The following is a 25,266-nucleotide window of genomic DNA, read 5'->3' as shown; positions in this document are numbered from 1 at the left end:
AGGAGTCTCACGAGTGCACCGTGGACTTGCGAAGCCCGTGAGCAAATCGCCGATGGCGGTAACGAATCCGGAAACTCGTCCCGGCTGCGTTGTTCAGCGCTGGCGCCTGATTCCTGGCCGAGGAACGCTTGCCGCGCCAACCCTGCAACCTAGATCACCTCGTGCTGCGCGACTTTATAGGCAGCACAGATTGCGCGAGCGATGGCCGAAAGATTTAAGGCAGAGATCTTGAAAACTTCCGCAGCTGAAATGGTACACGCTTACATTGCTAGACGGCACGCCTCCGTTCCGGCAAAGCTGCGAATCGCGGGGCCAATGGCAATCCGCAGGTCGGCGGGTTCGGGCAACGCTCATTGAAAAATGGGCCGCCGACTTTCCTTTTGGCTGTAAGCTCGCTTCATGGCGCTTGGACACGCTAGACTAACTCTAGCAATCAACTGTAGCGGCCACCTGAACGAGTAAGTAGCGCCATTACCGGACCCTCACCGCCGCTCTCAACAGCGGACCTTCGCTCTACGGCCGGAGTCGACCCGAAGACGACCTTGGCCCGCCGGGTCATGAATGGCAGCCCTACTCCCGCAACTGCCCTTTCCGACCCCCGCGCTGGATCCCCATATCTGCCACGCGGGCCCTTGCAGTTGTTGTCCGGCTGTTTGCGCATGTCACATGTCAATAGCCACAGCCGCGTGACCGCGATCCTGGTTCATTGAGGTCGAACCGTCCGGAAGAAACGCCCTCTCCGAATCGTTCTTCCGCGTCCTTAACGAAATAATTGACAGTCCAACCAAAACGGCGCTCCGTGGTTCGACGGGGATGGATCTTGGCACTCTTGGCGATGCCGGACTTCGCCGTCACGATAGGTAGGATGCAATGCCGACAGTCATTGGCCACCATAACATCACAAAAGGAGCGAAGCACTGGCTCGACTCGCCGAAGCGCAAAGAGCTTTTTGGTCCGCTCGGCGTGACCAACATACGAACATTTGTAGATCCACAAAATCCGACCCGGGTGGCCGTTCTTATGGACGTTCCGGACATGGACGCCATGATGAAAGCTATGCAGAGCAAGGAAGCCGCGGATGCGATGGCCTTCGATGGAGTGGTGCCAGAGTCCTTGGTGATCCTGGTCGAATCGTAAAGGTGATTGCTCCGCTGGCCAAGGTTAGAAGGGTTTGCTCAGCGATTGCCGTGCGGTTCCGGTCATTCTGGAAAGCGCCCATTATTGGCGTAGAGCCCGCTGGGCACTGGCTTCAAGAGCCGGTCCTGCGCGTGAGCGCCGCCGTTGGTCTCGGTCGTGCCAAGATCAGCCGCTACAGCTTGCGCAACCTAATGCCGGCTCAGGTCCGCAAAGCAACTATTCCGCGCGTTCACGCTGGACTTCCGCTTGCCACCCCGAGGCTGCCATTGCGCGCATACGCAACGCTGCGAATTTGGCACTTCAACCGAACAGGAAAATGCCTTTCTCTGCGCGGGATTAAGATTACTTCATGGCGACTTCGAGCCGACCGGACCTGAGTGATATTCATAGAGGTGACTGGGTGGATCGCCGGCTGCCGCGTGCATGGCGGCCCTACACGCGGCTCGCGCGGCTGGATCGGCCAGTGGGCATATGGCTGACGTTGTTCCCTGTTGGGCCGCATTGATCCAAGCGGCACATGGTATCCCCGCCGTTCAGCAATTGGCGCTATTCACCCTTGGCGCGTTTCTGATGAGAAGCGCCGGGTCCACGATCAATGACATTGCCGATCGCAGGTTCGACGGCCACGTTGAGCGGACCCGCTTTCGCCCTCTGGCAAGCGGCCAGATCGGCATGGTCCCAGCAATCGCCTTTCTGGCAATTCCGCTTGCGCTTGCGGCGTCGCTCCTGCTCTTCCTGACGCCCTACACGCGCCTGATCGCCACTTGCGTATTGCCGAAGGGCTGGCGGTTTCTAGTTATCGCGTCCGGGAGCCCAGGATCCCGAGTCACGTTATGTGAGGAAAAACATTCCTCATTTAGGGTGAAATAGGCGAGAAATTGCTTCACTAGGCCAAAAAAGGCAACATTGATCTAAATTCTATCAATTCGGTAGATTTGACGCGAGTTCAACGGAGGCGGAAATGACCAAACCTCATTTCATGAAACTGCTCGGCGCACTGGTCGCCACATCTGTCCAGTTCGGCACGCTCGGTTTCGCGTTTGCCGATACCACCATTCTCAACGTGTCCTATGACCCGACGCGTGAGCTCTACAAGCAATTCGATGAGGCTTTCACCGCCCACTGGAAGTCCGAGACCGGCGAGACCGTCGCCGTCCAGCAGTCGCATGGGGGATCGGGCGCTCAGGCTCGCGCGGTAATCGACGGCCTCGACGCCGACGTGGTGACGCTGGGGCTGCAAGGCGACATCGACGCGATCGTCTCGAAAACGAAGAAGATCAATCCCGACTGGCGGACGAAGTTCGAGAACAATTCGGCGCCTTATACCTCGACCATTGTCCTCCTCGTCCGCAAAGGCAACCCCAAGGGCATTCACGATTTTGGCGATCTCACAAAGGACAGCGTCCAGGTGATCACGTCCAATCCCAAGACCTCCGGTGGTGGCCGGTGGGCCTACCTCGCGGCCTGGGCCTGGGCCAACACCAACGATGGCGGCGATGAAGCCAAGACCAAGGAATTCGTCGGCAACCTCTATTCCCATGTTCCGGTGCTTGACACCGGCGCGCGTGGCTCGACCGTGACCTTCGCGCAAAAGGGCCTGGGCGACGTGCTGATCGCCTGGGAAAACGAGGCCTATCTGGCGCTGGACGAGTTCGGCGCCGATCAGTTCGAAATCGTCATCCCGCCGACCTCGATCCTGGCCGAGCCGCCGGTCGCCGTTGTCGACGCCAATGTCGATGCCAAGGGCACGCGGAAAGTTGCCGAAGCCTATCTGGGCTATCTCTATTCCAAGGAAGGCCAGACGATCATCGCCAAGAACCACTACCGTCCGGCGAAGCCCGACCTGGTGCCTGCGGAGGATCTCGCCAAACTGCCGGAAATCAAGCGGATCAGCATCGACGATCCAATTTTCGGCGGATGGATGAAGGCGCAGCCTTACCATTTCGGCGACGGTGGTATATTTGACCAGATCTATAAGCCGGCCCAATAGCATTTAGATCAGGACGACATGACCACAGCACGCCCGCCAAGGCGGGGTGGCGGTTCAGACAGCCGAGCGTCATTCCGGGTTTCGGATTGACGCTCGGCTTCTCGCTTGCCTTCCTCACCCTCCTCATTCCGCTGTCCGGGCTGATCTGGCGCTCGGCGGCGCTCGGCTGGACCGACTTCTGGGCGATCGTCACCGATCGCCGCACCATCAACGCGCTTGAAATCAGCTTCGGCACCGCCTTCATTGCCGCCGCTGTCAACGTCGTCTTCGGCACGATCGTCGCGTGGGTGCTGGTGCGCTACAGCTTTCCAGGCCGCCGCATCGCCGATGCCATGGTCGACCTGCCCTTCGCGCTGCCGACAGCGGTGGCCGGCATCGCACTGACCACGCTTTACGCACCGAACGGCTGGATCGGAAGCCTGCTGATGCCGCTCGGCATCAAGGTCGCGTATACGCCGCTTGGCATCGTCATCGCGTTGATCTTTATCGGCCTGCCTTTCGTCGTTCGTACCGTGCAGCCGATCATGGAGGAGATCGACAAGGAGGTGGAGGAAGTGGCCGCAACGCTCGGCGCCAATCGCTTCCAGATCATCAGCCGCGTCCTGCTTCCCGGACTGGCGCCGGCCATCGTCACCGGTTTCGCGCTGGCCTTCGCGCGCGGCGTCGGCGAGTACGGTTCCGTCATCTTCATCGCCGGCAACCTGCCGTTCAAATCCGAGATCGCGCCGCTTCTGATCGTCATCGCGCCATCTCGGTCGTGTCGGGCCACATACGCGGGCTAACCAACACCATGCCGCTGCATGTTGAAATCCTTTATAACGAGTACAATGCCGCCGCCGCCTTTGCCGTCGCTTCGCTGCTTGCCGGCCTGGCGCTCGTCACGCTGGTCTTGAAAACACTTCTCGAGATGCGCTACGGCGCCGAGATCGCCGCGACGCGCGGACACTGACAAATGCATGTCGCCCAAAAGTGTGTAGCGGTTTTTGGACAACGACATGCATAAAACAAAGATTTGATGTCGCCCAAAAGTGGGAACCGGTTTTGGGATAACGGCATGCATCAACTACAAAAGGGATTTGCATGGAAGTTCGCGTTGCCAACGTGCGCAAGGAGTTTGAGCGGTTTCCGGCCCTCCGCGACGTTTCGCTCGACATCAAGTCGGGAGAACTGATCGCCCTGCTGGGACCTTCCGGTTCCGGCAAGACGACGCTGCTCAGGCTGATTGCCGGCTTGGAGCGGCCGACCCGCGGAAAGATCTTCTTCGGCGAAGAGGATGCCTCTCAAAAGTCGATTCAGGAGCGCAATGTCGGCTTCGTCTTCCAGCACTACGCGCTGTTTCGCCATATGACGGTCGCCGACAATATCGGCTTCGGACTCAAGGTCCGGCACGGGCCGTCACGCCCGTCGGCGAAGGAAATCCGCCGCCGCGCCTTGGAACTTCTCAACCTCGTCCAGCTTTCCGGTCTGGAAAAACGCTATCCGGCGCAGCTTTCGGGCGGCCAGCGCCAGCGCGTGGCGCTGGCCCGCGCCATGGCGATCGAACCGGCCGTGCTTTTGCTCGACGAGCCGTTCGGCGCGCTCGATGCCCAGGTGCGCCGCGAACTGCGCCGCTGGCTGCGCGACATCCACGACGCCACCGGCCATACCACGGTCTTTGTCACCCATGACCAGGAAGAGGCGCTGGAGCTTGCCGACCGCGTCGTGGTGATAAGCCAGGGCCGCATCGAGCAGGTCGGCACCGCCGACGAGATCTACGATACCCCGAACTCGCCCTTCGTTTATGGCTTTATCGGCGAATCGAGCTCGATCCCGGTCAAGGTCGAGGACGGCCAGGTCTGGATCGCCGACCGCCCGATCGGGCTCTCCGCGCCGCACGCACCGCAAGGCGAAGCGACATTGTTCTTTCGCCCGCACGATGTCGAACTGGTGGACGAATGCAACGGCTGCATCGCCGGCACGGTCGCCGCCAGCCGCCGCGTCGCCGGCACCAGGCGGGTCGAGCTCGAAATCGGCGGCGAACGCCAGCGGGTCGAGATCGAATTGCCCGTCGACCATCCGGCGGCGCAGAAAACTCGAGTGGCTTTTAGGCCGCGGCGCTGGAAGCTTTTTCCGGCTGGTTGATTACGAGGCGATTACCAACTTGTGCACAACAAGACGTTTCGGCCCCGCTCTTTCAACGCGCCTTAGCGAGAGCGCAAGGGTCATCGGATTTTTCGGGGAAGCCGCAAAGCCGTAGTGCTCGTAGAAGGCTTTCGCTTCGTCCGATATGGCATGAACAAGAAGGCCGCGAATCCCGAGGTCGTCGCGGCGTAACGCGTGCGCAGAACGGTGTCTTGCAACAGCGCGGCGCCTAACCCGTGCCTTGCCAGCTTGTGTCCACGCTGCTCGAATGTCGCGCGGTATACGTCGAGCAGCCTGATGGAGCAGGTCTGCACGGCCTTGCCGTTCAAGATGGCTTTGGTGGACCGCGATCACGTTCCCGGCGGAAACTCGCTGTCGGTTGTCTCCCATCCTTTGATGGGCATCCACGTCATCGACCGGAGCAAGCGCTGCGTCAGCGGATAGTGGTGTCGATCCACGCGTCTTCGCCACAGCGGCGCCAGGAGCCACCATTCCCGGCGCTTCTCCAATACTGACCTTCGCGCGCTACGGCTTGACGCGATTCGGAGCTGACCTTCAAAGATATAGCGAATTAAAGAAAACAGCGGTATTTTGACCGATTGAAATCTCCTTGGGGTGCTCATGGCTCTAGATGTCATTGGTGCAGGCATGGGTCGCACTGGCACATATTCGCTGAAGCTCGCGTTGGAGCATCTTGGGTTCGGGCCGTGTCATCACATGGCAGATGTCCACGCCAATCCCGAGCAGAAGGCGCTGTGGCGCGCCGCCGGCCAGGGACAACTCCCGACCTGGGATGCGGCATATGCCGGCTATCTTTCCGCGGTCGATTGGCCAACGGCGCATTTTTGGCGCCAAGTGAGTGACCACTACCCTCATGCAAAGGTTATCCTGACAGTTCGTGACCCGGAAGCCTGGTATGACAGCATGGCGCAAACAATAGGGCTCACGATGGATGCTGCTACCAATGATCCACAGTCCTTTGGTGTGGCGGTGGTTGGAAACGCTGTCTTTGGCGGTCGATTTGATAACCGTGATCACGCAATCGCTGTCTATGAAGCACATAACGCTTCCGTGAAATCAACGCTGCCGCCTGAACGCCTTCTCACGTATCAAGTCTCCGAAGGATGGGAGCCGCTTTGTGCCTTTCTCGATGTACAGTTGCCTTCCGAACCGTTTCCACGCACCAATTCGACTGCCGAATTTCGTGCTCGCATAGGGCGCTGAACGGCGGTTTTCCACCCCCGGCCGGACCTTCCCGAGCCTCATCAGGCAATCTGATCTATGAACGCGCCAACCGACCACATGCGCCAGTAGCAGTCATCCGATCGGACGAATCGAATGACCGCTTTGGCTAGTTCGGTTCGAAGCCTTAGGCTTCAAAGAGATGCGCTTAAACATCTTGGATTCGAACGCGCAGCAGTTTTGCCGAATTCAGGAACACCAGGACATCTGGCCCCAAGTGCAAAATCGCTGCCTGGATAGGACCGATCCAGCCCATCAGCGCTGCGGTAATGCCCAAAACATGCACAACACCAACGCCGACGAAGATATTCTCCTGAATTGTCCGGTAAGCGCGTCGCGCAATCGCGCGGGCGCTGACAATTCTTGCCAGGTCATCCTTCATCAATGCGATATCGGCGGCTTCCAGCGCTGCCTGCGTGCCGCCGCCCCCCATCGCAATGCCGACATCGGCGCGTGCCAGCGCCGGCGCGTCGTTGATCCCGTCGCCGACCATCGCCACGCGATGGCCCTGCTTTTGCAATTCGGCGATGGCGGCGACCTTGTCCTGCGGCATCAGATTGGCACGCACTTCATCCATGCCGAGCTCGTTGGCGATGGTCCGCGCTGTGGCCTCATTGTCACCCGTCACCATCACCATGCGCTTGACCCCGGTTGCACGGAGCTTTGCCAGCGCTTCGCGCGCACCTGGTCGCAATGTGTCGGCAATAAAAATCACGCCAGCGAATTTCCCATCGACCGCGACGTGAACCGGCGTCTGTCCGCCCTTTTCGATCGCATCGGAAAGCGGCACGCCGGCCTCGCGCAACAACAATGCATTCCCGACCAGCACGGTGCGTCCGGAGACCGTCGCCTTCACACCGCGCGCCTGCAACTGCTCGTACTGCTCCGGTTCCGGGACATCGATTTTCATCCGGGCGGCATAGTTGACGACCGCTTTCGCCAAGGGGTGAGCGGAGCGCCGATCGGCGGCGGCGGCAAGGCTGATCAGATCAGCTTCCGAAAGCGTGCCGTCCTGCATCTCCACGCCGACAACCTCGGGCTTGTTCGCCGTCAGGGTGCCTGTCTTGTCGAACACCAGGACGTCGACCTTGGCCAAAGACTCCAGATAGACGCCCCCCTTGACCAGAATTCCACTGCGTGCGGCTCGCGCAATGGCTGCGATAATCACCAGAGGAGTCGCCAATCCGAGTTCGGCAGGTGATGTGAAAATCAGCAGAGTGACGATCATCCGAACGTCGCGGGTATAAAGATAAACCGCAACGAGGAAGATCAGCACGACCGGGATCAGCCATGACGCGACCTTATCCGCCAGTTTCTGGACGGGTGCCTTTTCCGCTTCGGCATTCTCGACCAGACTGATGATGCGGGCAAAGGTGGTGTCGGCACCAACCTTCTCGGTCTCGATGTCGAGGGCGCCGGATTCGACGATGGTTCCGGCAAAGACATCGGCGCCATCGCTCTTGTCCTTGGGAATGCTCTCTCCTGTGATCGATGCTTCGTTGACCGAAGCCGCTCCACCGACGACGGTGCCGTCGACCGGGATCTTCTCGCCGGCCCGCACCAAGACAACGTCGCCCGCGCGCAAATTCTCGATCGGGACCATGCGTTCGCCACCTGCGTCCCGCACAAGCGCCACCTGCGGCACTGAGCCGATCAGGTCTTTGATCGAGGCTCGCGCTCGTTCCATATTCAGATCGGCGATGAACTCCGCGATCAAAATGATCACCATGAGGACCGCGCCGGCGACGGTCTCGCCTCCGCTCAGCGCCACCACCGTGGCAATGGTGACGAATATTTCGGTACCGATCTTGCGCTCTTTTACGAGATCAACGGCGCCGGTTTTGACAAGCGGATACAAGCCGATGGCAACCGCCACCCACAAGGCTTGTATTGGAATGAGCTGCTGCCAATACAGCAACGCCATCAAGCCGGTAAAAATGATGCGCGCGACTTCGGTCCAGCGTTCGCGCGTCATCAACACTCGCCAACCCGATGGAACCGTCTTAGGCGCCGGCTCAACGCTTTCGGTGGCTGCTGTCTCGGATTTCATGATTGGCTCGCTATCTCGGATTGCGGTCTTGAGTTGAAGCATGAGCGCATCAGGCCCCCGCGGCGGATAGTCCTGTCCAGCCATGGTATCCGACATAGAGGCCAACGGCGATGAGAAATAGCGCGCCCAGCGCGCGCGACGGTCGGCGGCCCCTACCGTGACGAGAGTAATCCCGAAGCTTGGCGATCCTGTCCCACATGCATGCCTCACGTCCACACCCGGAGGGATTGCTCCAGCCTGTCGGCGATCTGTATGACGACATAGGCGATCACCATGTAGATCACGACGGCAATCACAAAGGCTTCGAGGTAGTAGAAGTTCAGCGCGGCGATCAGTTGGGACTGCGCGAAGATATCGACGACCTCGATGGCGAATCCGAGTGAAAGCGCCTTCATGATGACCATCATCGAGGTGGTCAGCTCGGGAATTGCCGTGAGGGCCACCTGGGGAAATAGGACCCGTCGGAACAGTTGGCTGCTTGTGTAACCCAGCGAGTAGGGGGTCGGAACAAGAACCGTTCCCAGCGACACGCTAACGTCGAACGGAGCATGAACGTCATGCGGCGTGGCGTAACCGAGCCGGAAGTCTGAGCGAACGGAATCCTTCAGGCATCTGATGTTCTGCATCCCAGGTGTAGATGCCGGTCAGGTTGATGTGCTCCCAACTCAGCCGCGATACGTGCTTGAGCAGATGATCCGGAATCTCGCGATGCGTTTTGCGTAAGTAGGTAAGGGCCCGTTCGATATAGACCGCATTCCTACGATCGCACTGACGACGAGGTTGAGGCCGGAGGCGCGGAACGCCTGGCTTTCGAAGGACCGGTCACGGATTTCACCACGCTCGTGGAAGAAAACGGCGCGCTTCAGCTTATGCGCAGCCTCACCCTTGTTGAGGCCGGCCTGGCAACGCCGCCGAACTTGAGTACCATTCGATCATGAACAGCGATCGCTCGACCCGGCCGAGTCCCGTAGCGCTCGTGCGAGTTGGCTTTCCTTCGGAGATGCGGATAGTTTCTTCAGGATCGTGGCCGGCACTACGGATCGCGTGGTGATCGACGCCGCCAGATGGAGGAGATCATCCCAGTGCTCGAGGATCAGGGTGGTGTTGATCGGCGCCCCGATGTGGTTCGACAGCGCCGGGTATGCATCGCCTTTCTCGAACGTGTGGAACTTCCGGTCCTTGAGGTTGCGCAGTCGCGGCGCGAAGCGTTTGCCTATGAGGGCGAACAGACCGAAGATGTGATCACTCGCGCCACCCCTATCGGTAAAGTGTTCCTGGATGTCGAGGACCGTGTCCTGATCGAATAGCCCATCGAGCACATAAGCAGCCTCACTTTCGGTCGGACTGATGGGCAGAATGCTAAAGTAGCGTGAGCGTGACGAGCACCCCATCTTGCCTGAGGGCTATGCACTGGGGAGATTTGCCGCCTGATTTGCGGCAGCGAGGAGCGCAGGCGCATGGAGTGGGAGGACCCTGATGCCAGTCATCAAGACAGTCATCAAGGCAGGCATGAAGAGGGTCACTATCGCCGGGTCGAGGTGATCACAGGCCGGCGGAAACGGCGCAGCTGGACGCCGGCGGAGAAGGCGCGGATTGTTGCGGAAAGCGCGGAGCCGGGCGCCAACATCTCGGCTGTCGCGCGGCGTTGGGGGATCAATCGAGGTCTTCTTTCGGTCTGGCGACGGCACGTGGGGCTGGTGCAGGCGAAAGCGGCTGCGGAGACGACGCCAGCCCTGCAGTTTGTGCCAATTACGATCGCGGGCGAGGAGCGACAGCTCGAGCATAGTGACGCACGGAATAAGGAGGCGCCCAGGTCGACCGGTCGGATCGAGCTCGAGATCGGTGAAAGCCGCCTCGTCCTGACGGGTTCGGTCGATCCGGCCCTGGCGGCCGCCATCGTGGGTGCCTTGCGTGTGCCGCAGTGATTGCGCTAGCCGGCGACGTGAAGGTGGTGGTGGCGACGCAGCCGGTCGACTTCCGCCGCGGCATCAATGGCCTTGTTGCCCTGGTCGCCTCGGCTCTTGCAGCCGATCCCTATTGCGGTGACGTCTTTGTCTTCCGCCCCAAGCGCGGCGACAGATTGCGCCTTCTTTTTTGGGACGGAAGCGGCATGGTTCTGGCCTCGAAATGGCTCGAATCGGGGCGCTTCACCTGGCCGCCGATCCGCGACGGCCAGGTCCGGCTGACGCGCGAGGAGTTCGCCCTTCTGGTGGCTGGCCTCGACTGGACGAGGGTGGCGAAGAAACACGTCAAAAGACCGGTCAGAGCGGCGTGAAGTGACTGGATTTGCTTGAAGATTCGGGGTCGCCTGGTAGGGTTGATCATGTCGCCCCGCCCTGATTCGTTGCCATCGGATCCTGCCGAATTGCAGAGAATGGTTCTGGCTCTTAAAGCCGAGAACGCGGAGCTGCGCGTCTATGCCGATCTGCTTCGGCAGATGATCTTCGGGGTAAAATCGGAGAAGCTGGCCGTGCTCGATCCGGTGCAGATCGCGCTCGATCTCGGTGACCTCTGCGAGGTGCCGGCCGCGGCCAACGACGATGCCGTCGAAGACAAGGATCGGCCGCGACGCAAGCACCGGTCGGCGTCGCGCAACATGGGTGCCCTGCCGAAGCATCTGCCGCGCTGCGAGGAAGTGATCGAGCCGCAGAGCGCGGTCTGCTCGTGTTGCGAACTTCCCCTCCATCGCATCGGCGAGGATGTCAGTGAGGCCCTCGATATCGTTCCGGCACTGCTACGCGTGATCCGCACGATCCGGCCCAAATACGCCTGCCGGGCCTGTGAGGCCCATGTCGTCCAGGCGCCGGCGCGAGCGCGAGTAATGGACGGGGGCATGGCGACGACGGCCCTGATGGCGCATGTGGTCGTCTCCAAGTTCGCCTGGCATCTTCCTCTCTATCGCCAGTCGCAGATCTTCTCGGGTTACGGCATCAATCTCGACCGTGGCACGCTCGGCGGCTGGGTCGGACGGGCCGCCTGGTGGCTGAGGCCGCTTTACGATCGCCTGCTTGCCTTCATCCGCTCGCAGCCGCGGGTGTTTTGTGACGAAACGCCTCTGCCGCGACTTGATCCGGGACGCAAGCGGACGAAAGTCTGCCAGTTGTGGGCGCAGGCCGTCGATGATCGTCCCTGGCAGGGACCGGCACCGCCGGCAGTCGGCTATGTGTTTGCAGAAAGCCGGGGAACCGGAGAGATCGAGGCACAGCTTTCAACATTCGACGGCATTCTGCAGGTCGATGGCTATGCGGCCTACAAGAGCCTGGCGAAGCGGCGGCGCAAGAGCAATATCGCACCCTTGCAGCTTGCCTTTTGTCTGGCCCATGCTCGGCGCAAGTTCGTCGAGGTGGTCAAGACGACGGGCTCGAGCGAGGCGCTGGCGGTGGTCGCCGCTATTGCCGAGATCTACCGGATCGAGGAATGCATCCGCGGCATGAGCGCCGAGCAGCGCCTGTCGGTGCGCAAGGCCGAGAGCGCTCCGCTCATGGCGGCACTGAAGGAGCAGTTGGAGATGCTGATCGATGAGGTCTCGGCCAAGTCGTCGCTCGGCAAGGCCATTGCCTACACGCTGGCGCATTGGCATGGGCTGATCGCCTTCCTCGAGGACGGCCGGATCGAAGTCGACAGCAACGTTGTCGAGCGTTCGCTCAAACCAGTTTGCCTGACGAGGAAGAATAGCCTCTTTGCCGGATCCGCTCGCGGTGGCGAGACATGGGCGGTGCTGGCATCACTGGTCAACTCGGCACGGCTCAATGGTCTCGATCCCGAAACCTGGCTCGCCGACGTGCTCGAGCAGATCGTCTCGGGTTTCATTCCGGTCAATCGGCTCGACGAGCTCTTGCCGTGGAATTGGAAGGCGGACCGGGAAGCACGGGGCCAACTGGAGCGTGTGGCGGCATGATCGCTCGTCGGTCAAGGGGGCCCGTCGCCGCTCGGCCCGCTGCGGCGTCCTCGATTGCGCCTTCGCGCCCGATGCTGGACGATGCGGCCTTCGAGACGTTCCTGCACAAGCAGCGGCCGCATCCGCCGGTCTTCGGCATGGATGGGCTCGACGGCTATCTGACTGCGCTCATCATCGGTCCGCGCTTTATCGACCCGCGCCAATGGATTCCTTTGTTTGCAGGCGAGCAAGCGTTGATGGCGCTCGAAGGTACAACCGAGGCGCTCGCCGTTCAGACGCTGGTTGCCAACTATAACCGGATCTCGGTCGGGCTCGGCGAAACGCCGGAGACCTGGCGTCCGCGCCTTGCGCGACAGCAGGACGGCACATTCGACGCCTTCGAATGGTCGACCGCCTTCCTGCTTGCCACCGGCTACGCCACAAGGCTCTGGCGCCCCGTTCTCCACGGCCATGCCAAGACCGGCGACATCATCGCCCCGATCCGGGATACAACGGGGCTGAACTCCCGTCTCGACGACGCGGGCGTCGCAGCCGTTGCAAAGGCGGTCGTCGCCATCCGCTCGTACTTCATGCCCAAGCGGGTCAAAGCGGCCCGCATCTGAATCCTGCCTCTGTCAAGCAAGGACAGTCGTGCGGTGCTCGTGACGCTTACAAAGTAGCCGTACTGATCGGAAAGGTGGCTGTAGAACTTTGAGCCGGGTTCGCTGCCGTAATGCAGATTGATGTCGCCGCGCTTTGCGGCTCGGTCGCTCGCGCGGAAGAATTGGCCGTCAGATGATGACGTCGTGCCATTGCCCCAAAGGCGAGAATGCGGATGGCGGGTGTGGGCGTCCGTCACGCAGGCCTGCGCCGCGCGGTAGGTCTCCGACCGTGCATGGAAGGTTCTCATCCAACTGATCTGGTGAGCGCTGATGCCTTTGGACGCGCTGGCCATCCGTTTCGGACCAAGGTTGGTCGCATCCGCCAGTACGCCGGCCAGCATGGCCGAGACATCTCTTGGGACGTCGCCGGTGCGAACATGCGTGAAGCTATCCGCAAAGCCGGTCCATTCATGCACTTCCCTCAACAGGTCGGGAACCTCGATACCATTGGATGCGGCGTCCATCCCTGGATGGCAATCCCGGCACAACACCCAGCGGGGATTGCGAACCTCCACTGTGCCGAACACCGTTTGAATTCGACGCGTCGTATAGTCCTTGACCGGCCGAAAATTGTGGCAATCCGGACAGACCCGTCGAAACAGGGTGTAGGTTTTCGCCTCCTAGGTCGCGACCACTGTTTGCAGGGCGGCCATGATCTTCTTGCCATCTTTGATCGACAGGTCAAGGTCTCCGCCACGCGGACGCTCATCGCTTTTGTCGATCCGGACCTCGTTTCGACATCGCCGAATTCGTTCCTGCTCTCGATCGTGATCGTCCATTCCACCGCCATCGCCGCCGCCTTAAACAAAGTAACGGTGATGGCCCAGTCGGCGCTAACAAATCGTGGCCGCGCTCACCCCAGAGAAGTTACCGGTCCCAATGCCTCGATGCCCTCGAGCGCTTCATCCACCGAGTTACTGCGCAAGAACGTTGCTGATCTCGACCAGGTTCGAGCGCACGCGCAACATGTAGAAGCCAATTGTCGTTAGGTGATTCGGCAACAGCCAGCCATCCTCGCGGCCATTGGCGATGATGAAGGGCTGGATGCGCAGCGCCGAGACGAACTGCGAGTCCATCGTGTCCCACAGGCTCTGCAGGTGCTTTTCGTTGATCACGTCCTCGAAATCGGCCTCGGCGCCTTTCATCAGCCCGTAATAGGCATAGAGCTGGCCATAGGCGAACCAGAAGCGATCGTCGGCGCGGAAATCGAACCAGCCATTGTTGTAGTGCTCAGCGCGCTCCTTGAGGATCGCCGAGGTCGAACCGATGTCGGACGAGATGCGGTCGATATACTGCTTGAGATTGTCAGCGCGGGCATCGAACACCGTCTGGCAGGTTTCCAGCCGGGCGTTGAAGGCGCGCAGCTTGCGCACCGCGTCGCGATAGTAGCTCGGCGTCGGCGTCTTCGGCCCGAACGGGTTCAAGCCGAAATACCAGGTTTCCTCATCGAACTGCAGATTGCCGCGCGCGTCCTGCAGGTCGGCGTCGATCTGCGAGGTGGTGCGCACGCGGCCGAGATTGTCGGCAAGCTCGGTCGCCGTGCGCCGCACCGCCTGGTTGATGCCGCGCTGGAACGACGCCTTGTTGTCCATGAACGGCGTGTGGTCCCAGTCGATGCCGAACAGGCCGAGCTTGTAGAGGATCATCGACGACACCCAGGCATTCTGGTTGACGTTGAAGTCGGTCAGGTCGGCCGCCAACTGGGCGATCGCCGAATTGCCACAGGTCCTGGCGGCGTCGGTGCTGGCACCGGCGGCGACCTGCTCGCCGGCCGACAGGTTGCGCTTCTCGAATATATAGGTGTCGGGATAGTTCGGGTTGAAATTGTTCCACCACTGGGTGGCGTAGAAGAAATTGGCGTAGAGGCCGATCAGCATCAGCAGCGCCAGGCCGACCACTGCCTTCAGGATCCAGCCGCGCTGCGTATACCAACGCCCGGCCCACACGAACGGCCACAGGATGACGCCGATGGCTAAGCCGATGCCGCGGCCGATCCACTGGAAAATCCGGGTGAAGAAATTCACGATCGGATCAAGCATGGCGATGTCACCCCCTCAGTCAGTCAAGCCGTAGAGGCGCATGCCAAACGCCACCTTGTCTTTCAAATATGTGATTTTCAGAACGTCGCGCTGGGTAAGCCATTCTCAGTTTGGAGCCGCATGGTAATCGACACACGATACCTCGCTTGGCCATCTTGCACGCGACCGGCAATTCCGGCGCGCTTTATGAGTTCGCTTGAGTGCACTGTTTGCTTCCATCTGATGTCGATAGATGTTCGCCAAATGCAAGCGGAATTGGTCTCATGACAGCCAGCTTTTCCGGCATAAATCTGTCCTGCCATCCGACGCAGGTTCGCGAGTGTCCGGCCACCAACCACGATCATTTCGTGCCATCGGTGAGAAGCGCCTTGAGTTCTTCGAGCCTGTCGTTGATGAGCCAGCCGTAATAGTTCTCGACGGGCAGGGTGCGGCCGGTCTTGTCGGTCACGGCTTGCCTCAACTCACGTGCACGTCTGCGCGGCTGGCCAACATTGTAGAGCGTGGCGGTGATTCCGGGATTACCGGATATATCGAACCCCTGTTCCCGATAGGCATCGATCGAATCCCGGATGATCGCGGCGATGTAAACAAGACTGCGATCAGGATCCATGACGTCGCGATAGATCGCCTGCGGGCGATCGGGCGACAATCGGGGAAGCTTGCTGACCCGGCTGACCATGTCTGTGACCTGCAGGGCTGCAAGCGGGCTTATCTGTCCCAGGCCGAAGGTCTGCCCCGCATAGAAGGGTTGGAAGAAGGCCCGCTGGAACGTGATGGGTTCGTAGTCGACGCCATCGACCTTGCGACCCCGGAATGTCTCTTCCCAGACCTGGTCACGGCAGCTCCAAATCAGCGCGCTGCTTTCGAGAGAAGCGCAGGATGCGAATTCGGGCCGCTGGACGAATGACTGGACCGGAGTGCCCCTGTAGCTGAAGGAGAACTTCAGATCGGCATAGGCGAGCGCCTTGACGTAATAGGTCTGAACCGAGTCGACCACGCTGATATTGTAGGTGTGCTCTCCGACGAGAGCCGCGACGATGTGGATCGGATCGATGCCATAGGCGAGCGCCGCCTTCCTGATCTTGCCGACGAGCTTGCGGTCGTCCCGTATCAAGGCGGTTATGGCCCGATACTTCTCCTCGTACGTCGTGTTGAATGCCTTGGAACGAAGCGCGGACGCTCTTGGGATCACCGGTTGCTCGGCAAGACGATTGCCCGTCGGGACGACTGTGACAGTCTGCGCCACGGCTGGGGCCGTTCCGACACAAGGTGCAACGATCGTCACCGTCATCAAAAAGGGCTGCAGCTTGGCTGTTGGCATGAGGCTCCGTTGGCAGCCTCCGGCTCCGTGAAGGGATGCAGGGTGTGCCGTCATATGGTCATGGCAGTGTGCTTTCGAGCCTATAACAGAGAGGCGGAGGTTTTGCGAGCCGGCAAGGTGTTCGGATGCAAGGACGCTGGAAAAAATGTTCGGCATCGCGTTACCTAAGCGCGCCGACGAGAAGATTGTCTTCGCTTAAGATGGAAACCCACCGTCTCGTGTTGTATTCCGCTTGGCGCTTCAGGTAGTGATAGTTCGTCTCGTACCAGGGACGAACCCTATTGGTCAGATTATCGAGAATGAAATCGCCCTTGTCGGTTCGAACCGCCAATACAGCGTGCCCTTCGCCATCGGACTTGCGCACTGCCGTCAAGAGCAGACTGGAGACGCGAAGGCCTTTCGCATCAGCGTTCGCCGATTTTCCAGTGCATAATCCTCGCAATCACCCAGATTATCGTCAGGATAGGACCAATATTCTGGAACTCCATTGTGTTCCATGTCGCTCACTGGCTTGACGCGGTGGTTTACGGATACGTTGACGCCTACGAGCGATCGCAAAAGTCATCGGTCATGCTCGGCGAATGCAGGGCAGCTCACATTCATGCGAACAAACGGACGGACAACGCAGCGATCGGTCATTACGAATACTGTCGGAACTATCGCGATGATTGCTCGATCGTCACGCGCGACCCGAAGCCCGTCGAACTGACCCGCTCCTTGTGTGAGACGCTGATCGAAATCAACAACAGGGCCAACACGACGATCATGGCCATGACGGACATAGATACCCGGTGTCGATGAGAAATGGGAGTATCCCTATAAGGGATTTGGCGACTGCGACGACATCGTGCTGGAAAAACGTCGCGAACTGATGAGACAGGGCGTGCCCCCGCAAAACCTTTTGGATAACGGTGGTCAGGCAGTCGAGCGGCGAGGGGCACGCGATGCTGAGCGTCAACACGACCGCCGGTGACTTCATTCTCGACAATCTGGAGCCGAAGGTCCTGCTGTGGTCGGACACCGGATATACCTACCTGAAGCGCCAGTCGCGATCCAACTCCGGCCATTGGGAAGCGATCGAATCCCAACAGACATTCTCGTCAGCGGCACGAAATAATCTCAGGACGCTGACAGGAGACCGGCGCCAAGAAGCAGAAATATCGAGGCGCCGAGCCCGATCCGATAATAGACGAAGGGTATGTAGCTGCGCGTCGAGACTAGCTTCAGAAAACCCACGATCGCGACATAGCCGACCGCGAAGGACAGCAGGGTGGCCAGCGCGGTCGGACCGGCGCCGACCGGACTGTCTGCCCCCCAACTCGCATAGAGCTGGAAGAAGCCTGAGGCGAGCACGGCAAGTATCGCCAGCAGGAACGAATACCTGGCGGCGGCCTCTCGCGTGTAAGCCATCAGCAGTCCGGCGCTTATAGTGTCTCCCGATCGCGAAACGCCCGGGATGAGGGCCATCGCCTGGGCGGCGCCGAACAGAAGGCCGTCCCGCCAGCCCAGATCGCGCAAAGCCTTGCGCTTGGCGCCCAGCCGGTCGGCGGCCGCGAGAACCAGCGCGAAGACGATCAACATGGTTGCCGTGAGATAGAGGTTGCGGGCCGGACCTTCGATCAGGTTCTTCAGCAATAGTCCTAGGATGCCGATCGGCAGGGTCCCTATGATCACCAGCCATCCCATGCGGGCATCCGGGTCCAGCCGTTCACGGCGGCCGGCCAGGGAACGCAGCCATGTGGCGATGATGCAGATGATGTCATGGCGGAAATAGATCAGGGCCGCGATCTCGGTCCCGATCTGCGTAATGGCGGTAAATGCGGCGCCGGGATCGCCGGCCGGTGGCAGGAATTCACCAACGATCCGCAAATGCGCGCTTGAGGAGATCGGAAGAAATTCCGTCAGTCCTTGAACCACTCCTAGGATCGCCGCCTCGCTCCACCCGATTTCAGCCAATTGCACTTCCTTTGCGTGGTGCGCAGCTCGTCTCGGGCTGTCGCTTCATCGGATCGTCGAAGAGCCGACGTTAGCCGGTGCGGGCCTGCAGATAGGAGAGCATGAGGAACTGTGGGGCGGTCACGCAGCTTTGCTGCGCTGATCGGGTCTTGGATTGTCGTTTGCCATGCCCGGATACCATTCCGCGAAGACTGCTTTGAGACTTCCGTCGAGTGTCCGGGTGCGGCCATTGCTTCGCCCGTTGCCTCGTGGGCGCTCAACGCGAGGTGCAGTCGTGATCCAAAAGGCGCTCGGCCGCTGAGCTTTCCCAATTGGTCAGGATGTAAAATCCCGGTCTTGCGCCGGCGAGTTCGGCGCCAACGACGACGACATTTACGTGATGCATGGCGCCCCGGGCCTGCGGCAGGCCGGAAGCGATGATGCCGACTACGTTGGTCGTTTCCAAATCCGGCTTGTCGACTGCCTTGATCCAATAGCGTTTCCCCATCAGAGCCAAAGGGAGAAGCTGCCACGGACCTTCCACCTTCGGCCCCTTCAGGACAAGTTTCTTTTCCACCGACACCGCAACGCAATCGATATGGATGTGGAACTGATCCTGGGATCGCTCAGTCCTGGAATTCACAGCCATGGCGATGGCCGTTCGTGGAAGGTGACGTCCGAGGCTCGCCGAGACCTTGCTTCGTGCTTTCCATGCCCGATTCCAGAGTTGGGAACTGCCCTGCCAACGGACAGACGGGCTTTCAAGGCCGGCAACAGCCGTAAGTGGCGTCAACAGAAACTCGGTCCGGTATCGGGGTGATTTAATGAGAGCTGATCCAGGCACGCCCTGCCTGGGCAGGATCACTTCCTCGCAGGGGAAAGCGCTGCCAAGATGCGCTGCGGCAAGAGCGCAGGTCTGCACAACCTGCCAGAGCGCGTTGCGATGCGCTGAAGCGGAGCCGACGTCGGTGACCGCCGCAGTCAGCAACGCGATTGTCAAACAGAGCACGGCTGCAGCACGGCAGTGGTGGAACAATGGTAACCTGTGAAGGGATTTTACAGCGAGGGGAATGCCCGAGATGAGGTTTTGAGTCCCGGCGCGCAGTCGGCGAAACCGAAACGGTGAAGGTGGAGCGGCTGGGAGCCTCGCGATGGTTCCGATGGGCGACTGCTCTTCTGCCCGATCACTGGTTTGATGACGTTTCGGCATTAAACCTCGCATCCTTGGCCGTGACCGATGTCAGTTCAGATTCTGCGCCCCGCTCAGCGGCCGGATCGAGATTGCTGTCCTTCCCTACTATGGCCTTGTCAGCGCTTCGCGGCACGTCCTCCATCGCATTCTGAAGCATCGAGCGGGTTTCCTGCAGGTCGAGTTCCTTCTCGGCTTGACGTACGGCGTCGTCAAACTGCTTTCGAAAATCGCCCGCAATCCGATTGAATGTCTTCATCATTGCCCCCGCCGATCGCATGACTTTTGGAAGCTCCTCCGGGCCGAAAACAACCAGCGCCACCACGAAGATAACCAACAGGTGGGTCATGCCAAGTCCGAACATCGGTACGTCCTCTCGCGCAATCGCCGGCAGCGACAACCTCTCCGCTGGTTTGTGGCGACCGATCCGGTTGAATGCCTCGACCTACGGCGCCAAATCCAACCATCATAGCCTCTCGCCTGAGCCATTCCAGTATGCGGCCGCGGGAATGTCGTTCATACTTCGAGCCATGTGGCACCACTCGTCAACCCGAATATCAGGCGCACGTCTGGTAGGGATATTCGCAACCGTGCTCGCAGCAAGCGGACTCCTCGCTGGAGCCGATGGCACAAGGCCCAGAATATTTGAAGCAGGCGCCTACTCCTTTTCCGACGAACTCGGCGGATTCCGGATCATTGCCGCTTCGGGAGCCGGAACAAGGGCCGATCCCGTCGTGATCACCGAGGAACTCGAGTCGGCAAGCCCGGTAACCCTCACCATACGCGCCATCCGGCCGGTTCAGCCATTCGGTGCCTCCGGCAACTATGCCACCGGGTTCATTTCCCTAAGGATCGTTGCCCTCAACAACAGCGGTCACGCCTGGGTCGAATTCGAGTTCGAGTTGCAGGAGATTCTCAACCAGCCAAGCGATTCCAGCGACGGGCTTTCGTTCGACCAGGCGCGCCGCGAAACGGATGCAATTCGGTCCGATAGTTTCGCCGAATTCAGTCGTGAATTCGAACCTTATGACCATCTTCTGTTCCGGAAAGGCGAGGTCGATCCGCTGAGCACGGTTTCGTTCTCATTCCTGGTGACTGATTTCACGCCGACTGCGCGGCTCTATCTCGTTCAGGACCCGCGCATTCCCTCAACCTGAACGTGTCGCGCATCATCGCGGCCGTCGGTTCGAACAACGCTGCTCGTCATGCATGCCGGCAGTTTGGCAGGTGTCGTTGGGCGCGGCATGCCGATGGATTTGCTGGTCATTTTGGTCGCTTGGCCGTGCCTTTGATTCGGGCCACAAAATACGGACAACAGGGCAAAACCCGACGCGAACGACGATTGAGGATCGTGAGCGCCCGCGGTACGAGTTCTCCGCCGAGTTACTTGTGAAGCGTTCACACTAGCGACAGTTCCGGATCGTGCTATGATCTTGCGCATGAGGACGATCCCGGCCTCTTACATTCTGGTTTTCGCGGCGCTCGCTGCAACGCCCGCGCGGGCCGAATGCCAGTGCCTCGCCAACGGCCACATTTTCCATCACGGCGAAATCGCTTGTCTGCAATTGCCGTCAGGTCCTGAACTCGCGCAGTGCGACATGGTTCTCAACATTTCGTCATGGAAAAAATTCAGGATGGATGCCCCGAGGCGACGGCGCCGTTTGGCTTGCCTGTCAAAGGGGACGAGCAGAAACCAGGCGAAGGCGGAGATAAAGCCAACGATTTGGCTTTATCAACAGCAAACGCCCGGAGCTAAAGCGAAGCGCAGTTTGCGCGCATCCAACAGTGCGACGCAAGCCCAACGCATACCCTAGCGGTGTTCCAACACCGCTAGGAACCAGCCCTATGGATGAGCTTCCTGTTGAGATTCTGCTTTCCTGTCAGTCCTTCTTGTTCCGGTAGCTTTCAATGGCTTTGCCAACCATGTCGATGGCGACGTTGGCGCCACCAAAGCCGTTCAGCTCAACGGCCTTGCGGCCTTCAGGTAGCTGCTTGTAAACTCGAAAGAATGCCTCGATGCGCTGTCGTTCGATGGCCGGAAGATCATCGATGGTCTTGACCCCGTCATATTGCGGATCGATATCCGTAGCCGGCACAGCGATGATCTTGTCATCCGCTTCGCCGCCGTCGACCATGTTGAGCACGCCGATGGCGCGGACTTTGATCAGAGCACCGGGCACAACGGGTTCCCGGGTGAAGACAAGCGCATCCAACGGGTCGCCGTCGCCGCCCAACGAACTGGTAACGGAACCATAGTTGGCCGGATAGACGACCGGCATGGACTGATATCGATCGACGACGACATGGCCTGTCTCGGCATCGATCTCATATTTGGTGATGCTTCCCGCCGGAATCTCGATAACCGTGTAAAATTCGCTGGTGTCTTTCGGCTGCGGAAAATCGAAAGCTGTGACGAATTCGGCGAAAGCGGGCTGCGTGCCCAGCAGGGCCGCAAGCGCCATGACAGTCGGCAAAGCGCGCATGGTTGTCTCCAGAGGTTGGACGGGCAGGGCGCCCTGCATCCGCCTAGCCACCGTATGTGACGGCAGCATTACAGGGTTCCGTTATTGAAATTGGATGACCGTATTTGCACCGATCCTGCGGCGAGCAGAAATGGGCCGAGATAGAGCGCTGACGAGTGATGAGCGTCTATGGGCGTTTGCGTTTATGGGCGTTTAAGAGACGGTGGCCGCTTCAAATGTGCTATTTCAGGCGAGCCCATTTCCGGCAAGGGGATAGCTTGCGTCGTAACTCCTGCCAATCGGGCACGCTACACCCACAACACGCCGTTCGGCGAGAGCTGCCACGTAGACGCCTCGCGGCTCAGTGCGACGTTGTGTGGCAATCATCAAAAAGCAAGTGAAACTCCAACTTCAGTTGAAGTCCTTCGGAGACTACGCCACCTTGACCTTGAATCATTGCCAGGGTTCGAAATTCGTGAACGAAGAGACAACAACACCACGTCCGCTATACTCCACTGAAAGGGCTGCTTCATGTCGGGAATGTCGCGCAGGGGATTCTTGCTGGGCGGCACGGCAGCAGTAGCTGTCGGCGCTGCAGGCGGGCTGATTGCCGGCAGGGCCGTAGCAGCCGATCTGACCTTGCGGGTTTCAGCGATCAGTCGGTCGATTTTGCCCGGCACCGTCACCAAAGGGATGATGAGTTTCGGTGCGGGCGGGCCGCCGCCCACTCTGCGTTTATTGCGAGGTAGGCCGTTTTCCATAGACGTGGTCAATGATCTCGATGAAGCGACGAGTGTGCACTGGCATGGATTGCGCATCGCCAATGCCATGGACGGCGTGCCTTATCTCACCCAGCGTCCCATCGCGGCGGGCGAAAGCTTCCGTTACACTCTGACACCGCCGGATGCCGGCACCTATTGGTATCATCCGCATTGCAACACGCTCGATCAGATGGCCCGCGGTCTGACAGGCATGCTTGTTGTCGAAGATGACGAAGATGCCGGTTTCGACCAGGATTTGCCGCTCAATATACGCGACTTCCGTCTCGGCGAAGACGGCCAGTTCATCGAATTGTTCAAGGCACGCAACGCTGCGCGCGGCGGCACGCTGGGTACGGTCTCGACGGTAAATTGGGAAGTCACCCCGATTTACGATCTGCCAGCGGGCAGCCTTGTGCGCCTGCGTTTGGCAGTCACGGATGTCACCCGTATCGGCACTTATGACCTCGATGGCGGAACGGCCAAAGTGATCGCTCTTGATGCCAACCCGCTGCCGCAGCCTGTTGCGCCTCGGGGCATTGTCATCGCGCCCGGCCAGCGCGCCGATGTCGCCCTCCGCGTGCCTGATGGCGAAGACGAGATCGTCAGCCTGAATCTCAGAACAGCCAAGGGACCTCGCGTTCTCGTCCGATTCCGGCCTATCGGCGCCAGCGCGGGGCGGACGCTTGGCGAACTCAAGCCGCTGCGGCCGAATCGCGTACCGGAGCCGGATCTTGCCGATCCCGAGACAATGGACTTCGTCTTTGGCTGGTCGCCCAATGGTGATGCGCCGGCGCCGGGTGTTTGCGGCACGCTCGGCTACACCTTCTGGTCGATCAACCGCGTCGCCTGGCGAGGGGACGCGCCGGGGCCAGTTGATCCGCTCGCGGCTCTAAAACGAGGCAAAAGCTATGTTCTGCGCCTTCGCAACGAAACGCCGAACGATCATCCGATCCATTTGCACGGTATGTCTTTCCGTCTGCTACGCTCCGACAAGCGCAAAATTGCGTCGCTTGTAACAGATACGGCCCTTCTTAAATCGCAAGAAGTGATGGAAGTGGCGTTGGTCGCTGACAATCCGGGTAATTGGGCATTCCATTGCCACGTCATTGAACATCAGAAGAGCGGCCTGACCGGTTATTTGCGTGTGGAATGACCCGGTCCTCATCCAGGGTTGCGTTGCCGAGGGCGTGAGAGGGTCGAAATTGGGCGAGGCGGAGCGTCCGAGTTCTCGCCGCACTAATGGCGCTACTGCTCACGGGCGCCGGAGCGGCCGGCGACGGGTGCTGATCTGTGCATCTGATCGAGCCTCTGCTGAGTGGCCTCCCGGGCTCGCTCGCCAACGCCGGTTCCCATGCCACCGCGGTCGCGATTGCGTTGGTCATCATCACGGCGCTGTAGCTCATGCTGGGCGATCTGGCGCCCGCTCCGGATCGTGCTATGATTTCGCATGAGGACGTTCCATGCCTCTTGCATCCTGGTTTTCGTGGCGCTTGTTGCAACGCCCGCGCGGGCAGAATGTCAGTGCCTCGCCAACGGCCGGACGTTCCATCACGGTGAATTCGCCTGTCTGCAATTGCCGTCTGGACCGGAACTCGCGCAATGCGACATGGTTCTCAACATTTCGTCATGGAAAAAAATTCAGAGCGGCTGCCCGGAGGCGACAGCACCATTGAGTGTGCTCGTCGAAGGGGGCGAGCAGCAATCAGGCGAAGCCGGACACAAAGCCTTAACAACGACGAACACTCCGACCTAAGACGAAGAGCAGGCTGCGCATCAGCCACAGAGATCTCTTTCGGCAAGGCGTCAACTTTGGGGTGAACTGTTACACTACCGTCACTTGATTGCGCTGACCAGCGGGTTGTCGCCATCGAGGGAGACCCAGCGCCCCGTGTCGGTGCCGGTTTGCCTCTTCAGGAAGCGGTAGCCGGTCTGGTCCCAGCGGCGCACCGTGTCGGTGAGGTTGTCGAGGATGAAGTCGCCCGTGTCGGTACGAACAGTCAGCACTGCATGACCCTCGCCGTCGGGCTTGCGAACAACCGTCATCAGCAGATCCGACACAGGAATGCCGCGGTTTATCAGACGGCGACGCTTTTCCAGCGCATAGTCTTCGCAATCGCCGAAACCACTGTCCGGATAAGCCCAGAATTCGTCCTGTCCGTACTGGTCGAGATCGCTCATCGGCTTGACGTTGTTGTTGACCGTCAGGTTAACGCTCGTAATCTGCCGCCAGAGTTTTCCGGTCATGTGCTCCGGACCATTGTCGCGTGAGCGGATCTCACATTCGGCCCGATGGGATTTGCAGAAATCGTAGTGACCGATCGGCTGCGAGGTAAAGCCACCGATCGGCATCGACTGTGAAGCCGTCGCCGCCGACCACGTGGACATTATCGCAATGATTGCAACGACCGCACCGCCGCCCAACCGTGCGCACAACCGCACTCGTGAGGAACTCATCCGACCCGCCCAACCACCTTTGTTAA

At 60.0% G+C, this 25,266-nt stretch carries 26 protein-coding genes and 7 pseudogenes; 19 read left to right on the top strand and 14 right to left on the bottom strand.

Annotated elements, in window-relative coordinates:
- Positions 1–870 precede the first annotated feature (870 nt).
- The 8 genes and pseudogenes from NKI63_RS21235 to NKI63_RS21195 all read left to right on the top strand — a co-directional run bounded on the left by NKI63_RS21235 (position 871) and on the right by NKI63_RS21195 (position 6,472).
- Complete coding sequence (locus tag NKI63_RS21235; RefSeq protein ID WP_023680946.1) at positions 871–1,137, top strand: hypothetical protein; 267 nt, start codon at positions 871–873, stop codon at positions 1,135–1,137.
- Positions 1,138–1,486: 349 nt separating this feature from the next.
- Positions 1,487–1,914: pseudogene (locus tag NKI63_RS21230) on the top strand (UbiA family prenyltransferase); the annotation flags it as partial.
- Between the two features lie 184 nt (positions 1,915–2,098).
- Positions 2,099–3,127 carry a sulfate ABC transporter substrate-binding protein gene (locus NKI63_RS21225; RefSeq protein ID WP_352453290.1) on the top strand — a complete coding sequence of 343 codons (1,029 nt, stop codon included), beginning with the start codon at positions 2,099–2,101 and terminating at the stop codon, positions 3,125–3,127.
- Positions 3,124–3,870: pseudogene (gene cysT, locus NKI63_RS21220) on the top strand (sulfate ABC transporter permease subunit CysT); the annotation flags it as partial. The gene NKI63_RS21225 and the pseudogene cysT, both read left to right, overlap by 4 nt.
- A 47-nt stretch (positions 3,871–3,917) precedes the next feature.
- The gene (locus NKI63_RS21215; protein WP_352466292.1) at positions 3,918–4,076 is read left to right on the top strand and encodes a hypothetical protein; all 159 of its coding nucleotides are present in this window, start codon (positions 3,918–3,920) and stop codon (positions 4,074–4,076) included.
- Positions 4,077–4,207: 131 nt separating this feature from the next.
- On the top strand, positions 4,208–5,248 hold the full coding sequence (locus NKI63_RS21210; RefSeq protein ID WP_352466293.1) for a sulfate/molybdate ABC transporter ATP-binding protein: 1,041 nt from the start codon (positions 4,208–4,210) through the stop codon (positions 5,246–5,248).
- A 297-nt stretch (positions 5,249–5,545) separates the two neighbouring features.
- Positions 5,546–5,692, top strand: coding sequence for a hypothetical protein (locus NKI63_RS21200; protein WP_352453916.1), 147 nt, complete (start codon positions 5,546–5,548; stop codon positions 5,690–5,692).
- Positions 5,693–5,869: 177 nt separating this feature from the next.
- Positions 5,870–6,472: a sulfotransferase family protein gene (locus NKI63_RS21195; protein ID WP_352466294.1), complete on the top strand. Its 603-nt coding sequence runs from the start codon at positions 5,870–5,872 to the stop codon at positions 6,470–6,472.
- 166 nt (positions 6,473–6,638) lie between these two features.
- On the opposite strand, the gene NKI63_RS21190 is transcribed toward NKI63_RS21195, so the two are convergent.
- The 4 genes and pseudogenes from NKI63_RS21190 to NKI63_RS21175 all read right to left on the bottom strand — a co-directional run bounded on the left by NKI63_RS21190 (position 6,639) and on the right by NKI63_RS21175 (position 9,859).
- Complete coding sequence (locus NKI63_RS21190) at positions 6,639–8,465, bottom strand: heavy metal translocating P-type ATPase (protein WP_352466295.1); 1,827 nt, start codon at positions 8,463–8,465, stop codon at positions 6,639–6,641.
- 281 nt (positions 8,466–8,746) lie between these two features.
- Positions 8,747–9,037 (bottom strand): annotated as a pseudogene (locus NKI63_RS21185) (ABC transporter permease subunit); the annotation flags it as partial.
- A gap of 58 nt (positions 9,038–9,095) precedes the next feature.
- Complete coding sequence (locus NKI63_RS21180) at positions 9,096–9,242, bottom strand: hypothetical protein (RefSeq protein ID WP_280952151.1); 147 nt, start codon at positions 9,240–9,242, stop codon at positions 9,096–9,098.
- A pseudogene (locus NKI63_RS21175) lies at positions 9,206–9,859 on the bottom strand (Tn3 family transposase). Before NKI63_RS21175 ends, NKI63_RS21180 begins: the two are co-directional and overlap by 37 nt.
- A 138-nt stretch (positions 9,860–9,997) precedes the next feature.
- On the opposite strand from NKI63_RS21175, the gene tnpA reads away from it, so the two are divergent.
- The 4 genes from tnpA to NKI63_RS21155 all read left to right on the top strand — a co-directional run bounded on the left by tnpA (position 9,998) and on the right by NKI63_RS21155 (position 13,040).
- On the top strand, positions 9,998–10,465 hold the full coding sequence (gene tnpA / locus NKI63_RS21170; protein ID WP_352466296.1) for an IS66-like element accessory protein TnpA: 468 nt from the start codon (positions 9,998–10,000) through the stop codon (positions 10,463–10,465).
- The gene (tnpB, locus tag NKI63_RS21165) at positions 10,462–10,815 is read left to right on the top strand and encodes an IS66 family insertion sequence element accessory protein TnpB (protein WP_352466297.1); all 354 of its coding nucleotides are present in this window, start codon (positions 10,462–10,464) and stop codon (positions 10,813–10,815) included. Before tnpA ends, tnpB begins: the two co-directional genes overlap by 4 nt.
- A gap of 48 nt (positions 10,816–10,863) precedes the next feature.
- Complete coding sequence (gene tnpC, locus NKI63_RS21160) at positions 10,864–12,438, top strand: IS66 family transposase (RefSeq protein WP_352466298.1); 1,575 nt, start codon at positions 10,864–10,866, stop codon at positions 12,436–12,438.
- A gap of 71 nt (positions 12,439–12,509) precedes the next feature.
- Positions 12,510–13,040 (top strand): UPF0149 family protein, encoded by a 531-nt coding sequence (locus tag NKI63_RS21155; RefSeq protein WP_352466299.1) that lies wholly within the window; start codon positions 12,510–12,512, stop codon positions 13,038–13,040.
- Positions 13,041–13,051: 11 nt separating this feature from the next.
- Here the strand turns inward: NKI63_RS21155 and NKI63_RS21150 are convergent.
- The 5 genes and pseudogenes from NKI63_RS21150 to NKI63_RS21130 all read right to left on the bottom strand — a co-directional run.
- Positions 13,052–13,522, bottom strand: a pseudogene (locus NKI63_RS21150) (Tn3 family transposase); the annotation flags it as partial.
- 177 nt (positions 13,523–13,699) lie between these two features.
- The gene (locus NKI63_RS21145) at positions 13,700–13,858 is read right to left on the bottom strand and encodes a hypothetical protein (protein ID WP_352451994.1); all 159 of its coding nucleotides are present in this window, start codon (positions 13,856–13,858) and stop codon (positions 13,700–13,702) included.
- Between the two features lie 135 nt (positions 13,859–13,993).
- A complete protein-coding gene (locus NKI63_RS21140; protein ID WP_352451995.1) occupies positions 13,994–15,118 on the bottom strand; it encodes a DUF2333 family protein in 1,125 nt (374 codons plus the stop codon).
- Positions 15,119–15,458: 340 nt separating this feature from the next.
- Positions 15,459–16,409 carry a DUF1402 family protein gene (locus NKI63_RS21135; protein ID WP_502896191.1) on the bottom strand — a complete coding sequence of 317 codons (951 nt, stop codon included), beginning with the start codon at positions 16,407–16,409 and terminating at the stop codon, positions 15,459–15,461.
- A gap of 190 nt (positions 16,410–16,599) precedes the next feature.
- A pseudogene (locus NKI63_RS21130) lies at positions 16,600–16,937 on the bottom strand (transglutaminase-like cysteine peptidase).
- Here NKI63_RS21130 and NKI63_RS21125 point away from each other — a divergent pair.
- From NKI63_RS21125 to NKI63_RS21115, 3 genes and pseudogenes are all read left to right on the top strand, one after another.
- Positions 16,929–17,240 (top strand): transglutaminase-like cysteine peptidase, encoded by a 312-nt coding sequence (locus NKI63_RS21125; RefSeq protein WP_352451997.1) that lies wholly within the window; start codon positions 16,929–16,931, stop codon positions 17,238–17,240. The pseudogene NKI63_RS21130 and the gene NKI63_RS21125 overlap by 9 nt on opposite strands.
- Complete coding sequence (locus tag NKI63_RS21120; RefSeq protein ID WP_352452070.1) at positions 17,224–17,412, top strand: transglutaminase-like cysteine peptidase; 189 nt, start codon at positions 17,224–17,226, stop codon at positions 17,410–17,412. Before NKI63_RS21125 ends, NKI63_RS21120 begins: the two co-directional genes overlap by 17 nt.
- Positions 17,384–17,470: pseudogene (locus NKI63_RS21115) on the top strand (transglutaminase-like cysteine peptidase); the annotation flags it as partial. The gene NKI63_RS21120 and the pseudogene NKI63_RS21115, both read left to right, overlap by 29 nt.
- Positions 17,471–17,558: 88 nt before the next feature.
- Here NKI63_RS21115 and NKI63_RS21110 read toward each other — a convergent pair.
- The 3 genes from NKI63_RS21110 to tatB form a co-directional block, all read right to left on the bottom strand.
- Positions 17,559–18,386 carry an undecaprenyl-diphosphate phosphatase gene (locus NKI63_RS21110; RefSeq protein ID WP_352452071.1) on the bottom strand — a complete coding sequence of 276 codons (828 nt, stop codon included), beginning with the start codon at positions 18,384–18,386 and terminating at the stop codon, positions 17,559–17,561.
- A 265-nt stretch (positions 18,387–18,651) separates the two neighbouring features.
- On the bottom strand, positions 18,652–19,584 hold the full coding sequence (locus NKI63_RS21105; protein ID WP_352451999.1) for a CDP-diacylglycerol diphosphatase: 933 nt from the start codon (positions 19,582–19,584) through the stop codon (positions 18,652–18,654).
- Positions 19,559–19,927 carry a Sec-independent protein translocase protein TatB gene (gene tatB / locus NKI63_RS21100; RefSeq protein WP_023680209.1) on the bottom strand — a complete coding sequence of 123 codons (369 nt, stop codon included), beginning with the start codon at positions 19,925–19,927 and terminating at the stop codon, positions 19,559–19,561. Before tatB ends, NKI63_RS21105 begins: the two co-directional genes overlap by 26 nt.
- Positions 19,928–20,153: 226 nt before the next feature.
- On the opposite strand from tatB, the gene NKI63_RS21095 reads away from it, so the two are divergent.
- Both NKI63_RS21095 and NKI63_RS21090 read left to right on the top strand, forming a co-directional pair.
- Positions 20,154–20,720, top strand: coding sequence for a hypothetical protein (locus NKI63_RS21095; protein WP_352452000.1), 567 nt, complete (start codon positions 20,154–20,156; stop codon positions 20,718–20,720).
- Positions 20,721–21,002: 282 nt separating this feature from the next.
- Positions 21,003–21,377: a hypothetical protein gene (locus NKI63_RS21090; RefSeq protein ID WP_352466301.1), complete on the top strand. Its 375-nt coding sequence runs from the start codon at positions 21,003–21,005 to the stop codon at positions 21,375–21,377.
- Positions 21,378–21,443: 66 nt separating this feature from the next.
- Here NKI63_RS21090 and NKI63_RS21085 read toward each other — a convergent pair whose 3' ends face one another.
- Positions 21,444–22,085, bottom strand: a complete 642-nt coding sequence (locus tag NKI63_RS21085; RefSeq protein ID WP_352452002.1) for an inorganic diphosphatase — start codon at positions 22,083–22,085, stop codon at positions 21,444–21,446.
- A 471-nt stretch (positions 22,086–22,556) separates the two neighbouring features.
- Between NKI63_RS21085 and NKI63_RS21080 the strand changes: the two genes are divergently transcribed.
- Both NKI63_RS21080 and NKI63_RS21075 read left to right on the top strand, forming a co-directional pair.
- Complete coding sequence (locus NKI63_RS21080; protein ID WP_352466303.1) at positions 22,557–23,939, top strand: multicopper oxidase family protein; 1,383 nt, start codon at positions 22,557–22,559, stop codon at positions 23,937–23,939.
- Positions 23,940–24,233: 294 nt separating this feature from the next.
- Entirely contained in the window at positions 24,234–24,539 is a 306-nt protein-coding gene (locus tag NKI63_RS21075; protein WP_352452004.1) for a hypothetical protein, read from the top strand.
- 80 nt (positions 24,540–24,619) lie between these two features.
- On the opposite strand, the gene NKI63_RS21070 is transcribed toward NKI63_RS21075, so the two are convergent.
- The gene (locus tag NKI63_RS21070) at positions 24,620–25,240 is read right to left on the bottom strand and encodes a transglutaminase-like cysteine peptidase (RefSeq protein ID WP_352452005.1); all 621 of its coding nucleotides are present in this window, start codon (positions 25,238–25,240) and stop codon (positions 24,620–24,622) included.
- Positions 25,241–25,266: the final 26 nt, after the last annotated feature.

It is taken from the genome of Mesorhizobium sp. M0410 (genome assembly GCF_040321435.1).
Lineage (GTDB): Bacteria > Pseudomonadota > Alphaproteobacteria > Rhizobiales > Rhizobiaceae > Mesorhizobium.
This window is presented reverse-complemented; position numbering and strand designations above follow the sequence as displayed.

What these genes read in the sequence shown, in the direction of transcription:
- NKI63_RS21215 (WP_352466292.1), top strand. Translation starts at nt 3,918, where the DNA reads ATGCCGCTGCATGTTGAAATCCTTTATAACGAGTACAATGCCGCCGCC.
- NKI63_RS21210 (WP_352466293.1), top strand. Translation starts at nt 4,208, where the DNA reads ATGGAAGTTCGCGTTGCCAACGTGCGCAAGGAGTTTGAGCGGTTTCCG.
- NKI63_RS21080 (WP_352466303.1), top strand. Translation starts at nt 22,557, where the DNA reads ATGTCGGGAATGTCGCGCAGGGGATTCTTGCTGGGCGGCACGGCAGCA.
- NKI63_RS21085 (WP_352452002.1), bottom strand. Translation starts at nt 22,085, where the DNA reads ATGCAGGGCGCCCTGCCCGTCCAACCTCTGGAGACAACCATGCGCGCT.
- NKI63_RS21135 (WP_502896191.1), bottom strand. Translation starts at nt 16,409, where the DNA reads ATGACGGTGACGATCGTTGCACCTTGTGTCGGAACGGCCCCAGCCGTG.
- NKI63_RS21235 (WP_023680946.1), top strand. Translation starts at nt 871, where the DNA reads ATGCCGACAGTCATTGGCCACCATAACATCACAAAAGGAGCGAAGCAC.
- NKI63_RS21070 (WP_352452005.1), bottom strand. Translation starts at nt 25,240, where the DNA reads ATGAGTTCCTCACGAGTGCGGTTGTGCGCACGGTTGGGCGGCGGTGCG.
- NKI63_RS21155 (WP_352466299.1), top strand. Translation starts at nt 12,510, where the DNA reads ATGCTGGACGATGCGGCCTTCGAGACGTTCCTGCACAAGCAGCGGCCG.
- NKI63_RS21200 (WP_352453916.1), top strand. Translation starts at nt 5,546, where the DNA reads ATGGAGCAGGTCTGCACGGCCTTGCCGTTCAAGATGGCTTTGGTGGAC.
- NKI63_RS21225 (WP_352453290.1), top strand. Translation starts at nt 2,099, where the DNA reads ATGACCAAACCTCATTTCATGAAACTGCTCGGCGCACTGGTCGCCACA.
- NKI63_RS21145 (WP_352451994.1), bottom strand. Translation starts at nt 13,858, where the DNA reads ATGGACGATCACGATCGAGAGCAGGAACGAATTCGGCGATGTCGAAAC.
- NKI63_RS21105 (WP_352451999.1), bottom strand. Translation starts at nt 19,584, where the DNA reads ATGCCGAAACGTCATCAAACCAGTGATCGGGCAGAAGAGCAGTCGCCC.
- NKI63_RS21075 (WP_352452004.1), top strand. Translation starts at nt 24,234, where the DNA reads ATGAGGACGTTCCATGCCTCTTGCATCCTGGTTTTCGTGGCGCTTGTT.
- NKI63_RS21090 (WP_352466301.1), top strand. Translation starts at nt 21,003, where the DNA reads ATGAGGACGATCCCGGCCTCTTACATTCTGGTTTTCGCGGCGCTCGCT.
- tatB (WP_023680209.1), bottom strand. Translation starts at nt 19,927, where the DNA reads ATGTTCGGACTTGGCATGACCCACCTGTTGGTTATCTTCGTGGTGGCG.
- NKI63_RS21190 (WP_352466295.1), bottom strand. Translation starts at nt 8,465, where the DNA reads ATGACGCGCGAACGCTGGACCGAAGTCGCGCGCATCATTTTTACCGGC.
- tnpC (WP_352466298.1), top strand. Translation starts at nt 10,864, where the DNA reads ATGTCGCCCCGCCCTGATTCGTTGCCATCGGATCCTGCCGAATTGCAG.
- NKI63_RS21195 (WP_352466294.1), top strand. Translation starts at nt 5,870, where the DNA reads ATGGCTCTAGATGTCATTGGTGCAGGCATGGGTCGCACTGGCACATAT.
- tnpA (WP_352466296.1), top strand. Translation starts at nt 9,998, where the DNA reads ATGGAGTGGGAGGACCCTGATGCCAGTCATCAAGACAGTCATCAAGGC.
- NKI63_RS21140 (WP_352451995.1), bottom strand. Translation starts at nt 15,118, where the DNA reads ATGCTTGATCCGATCGTGAATTTCTTCACCCGGATTTTCCAGTGGATC.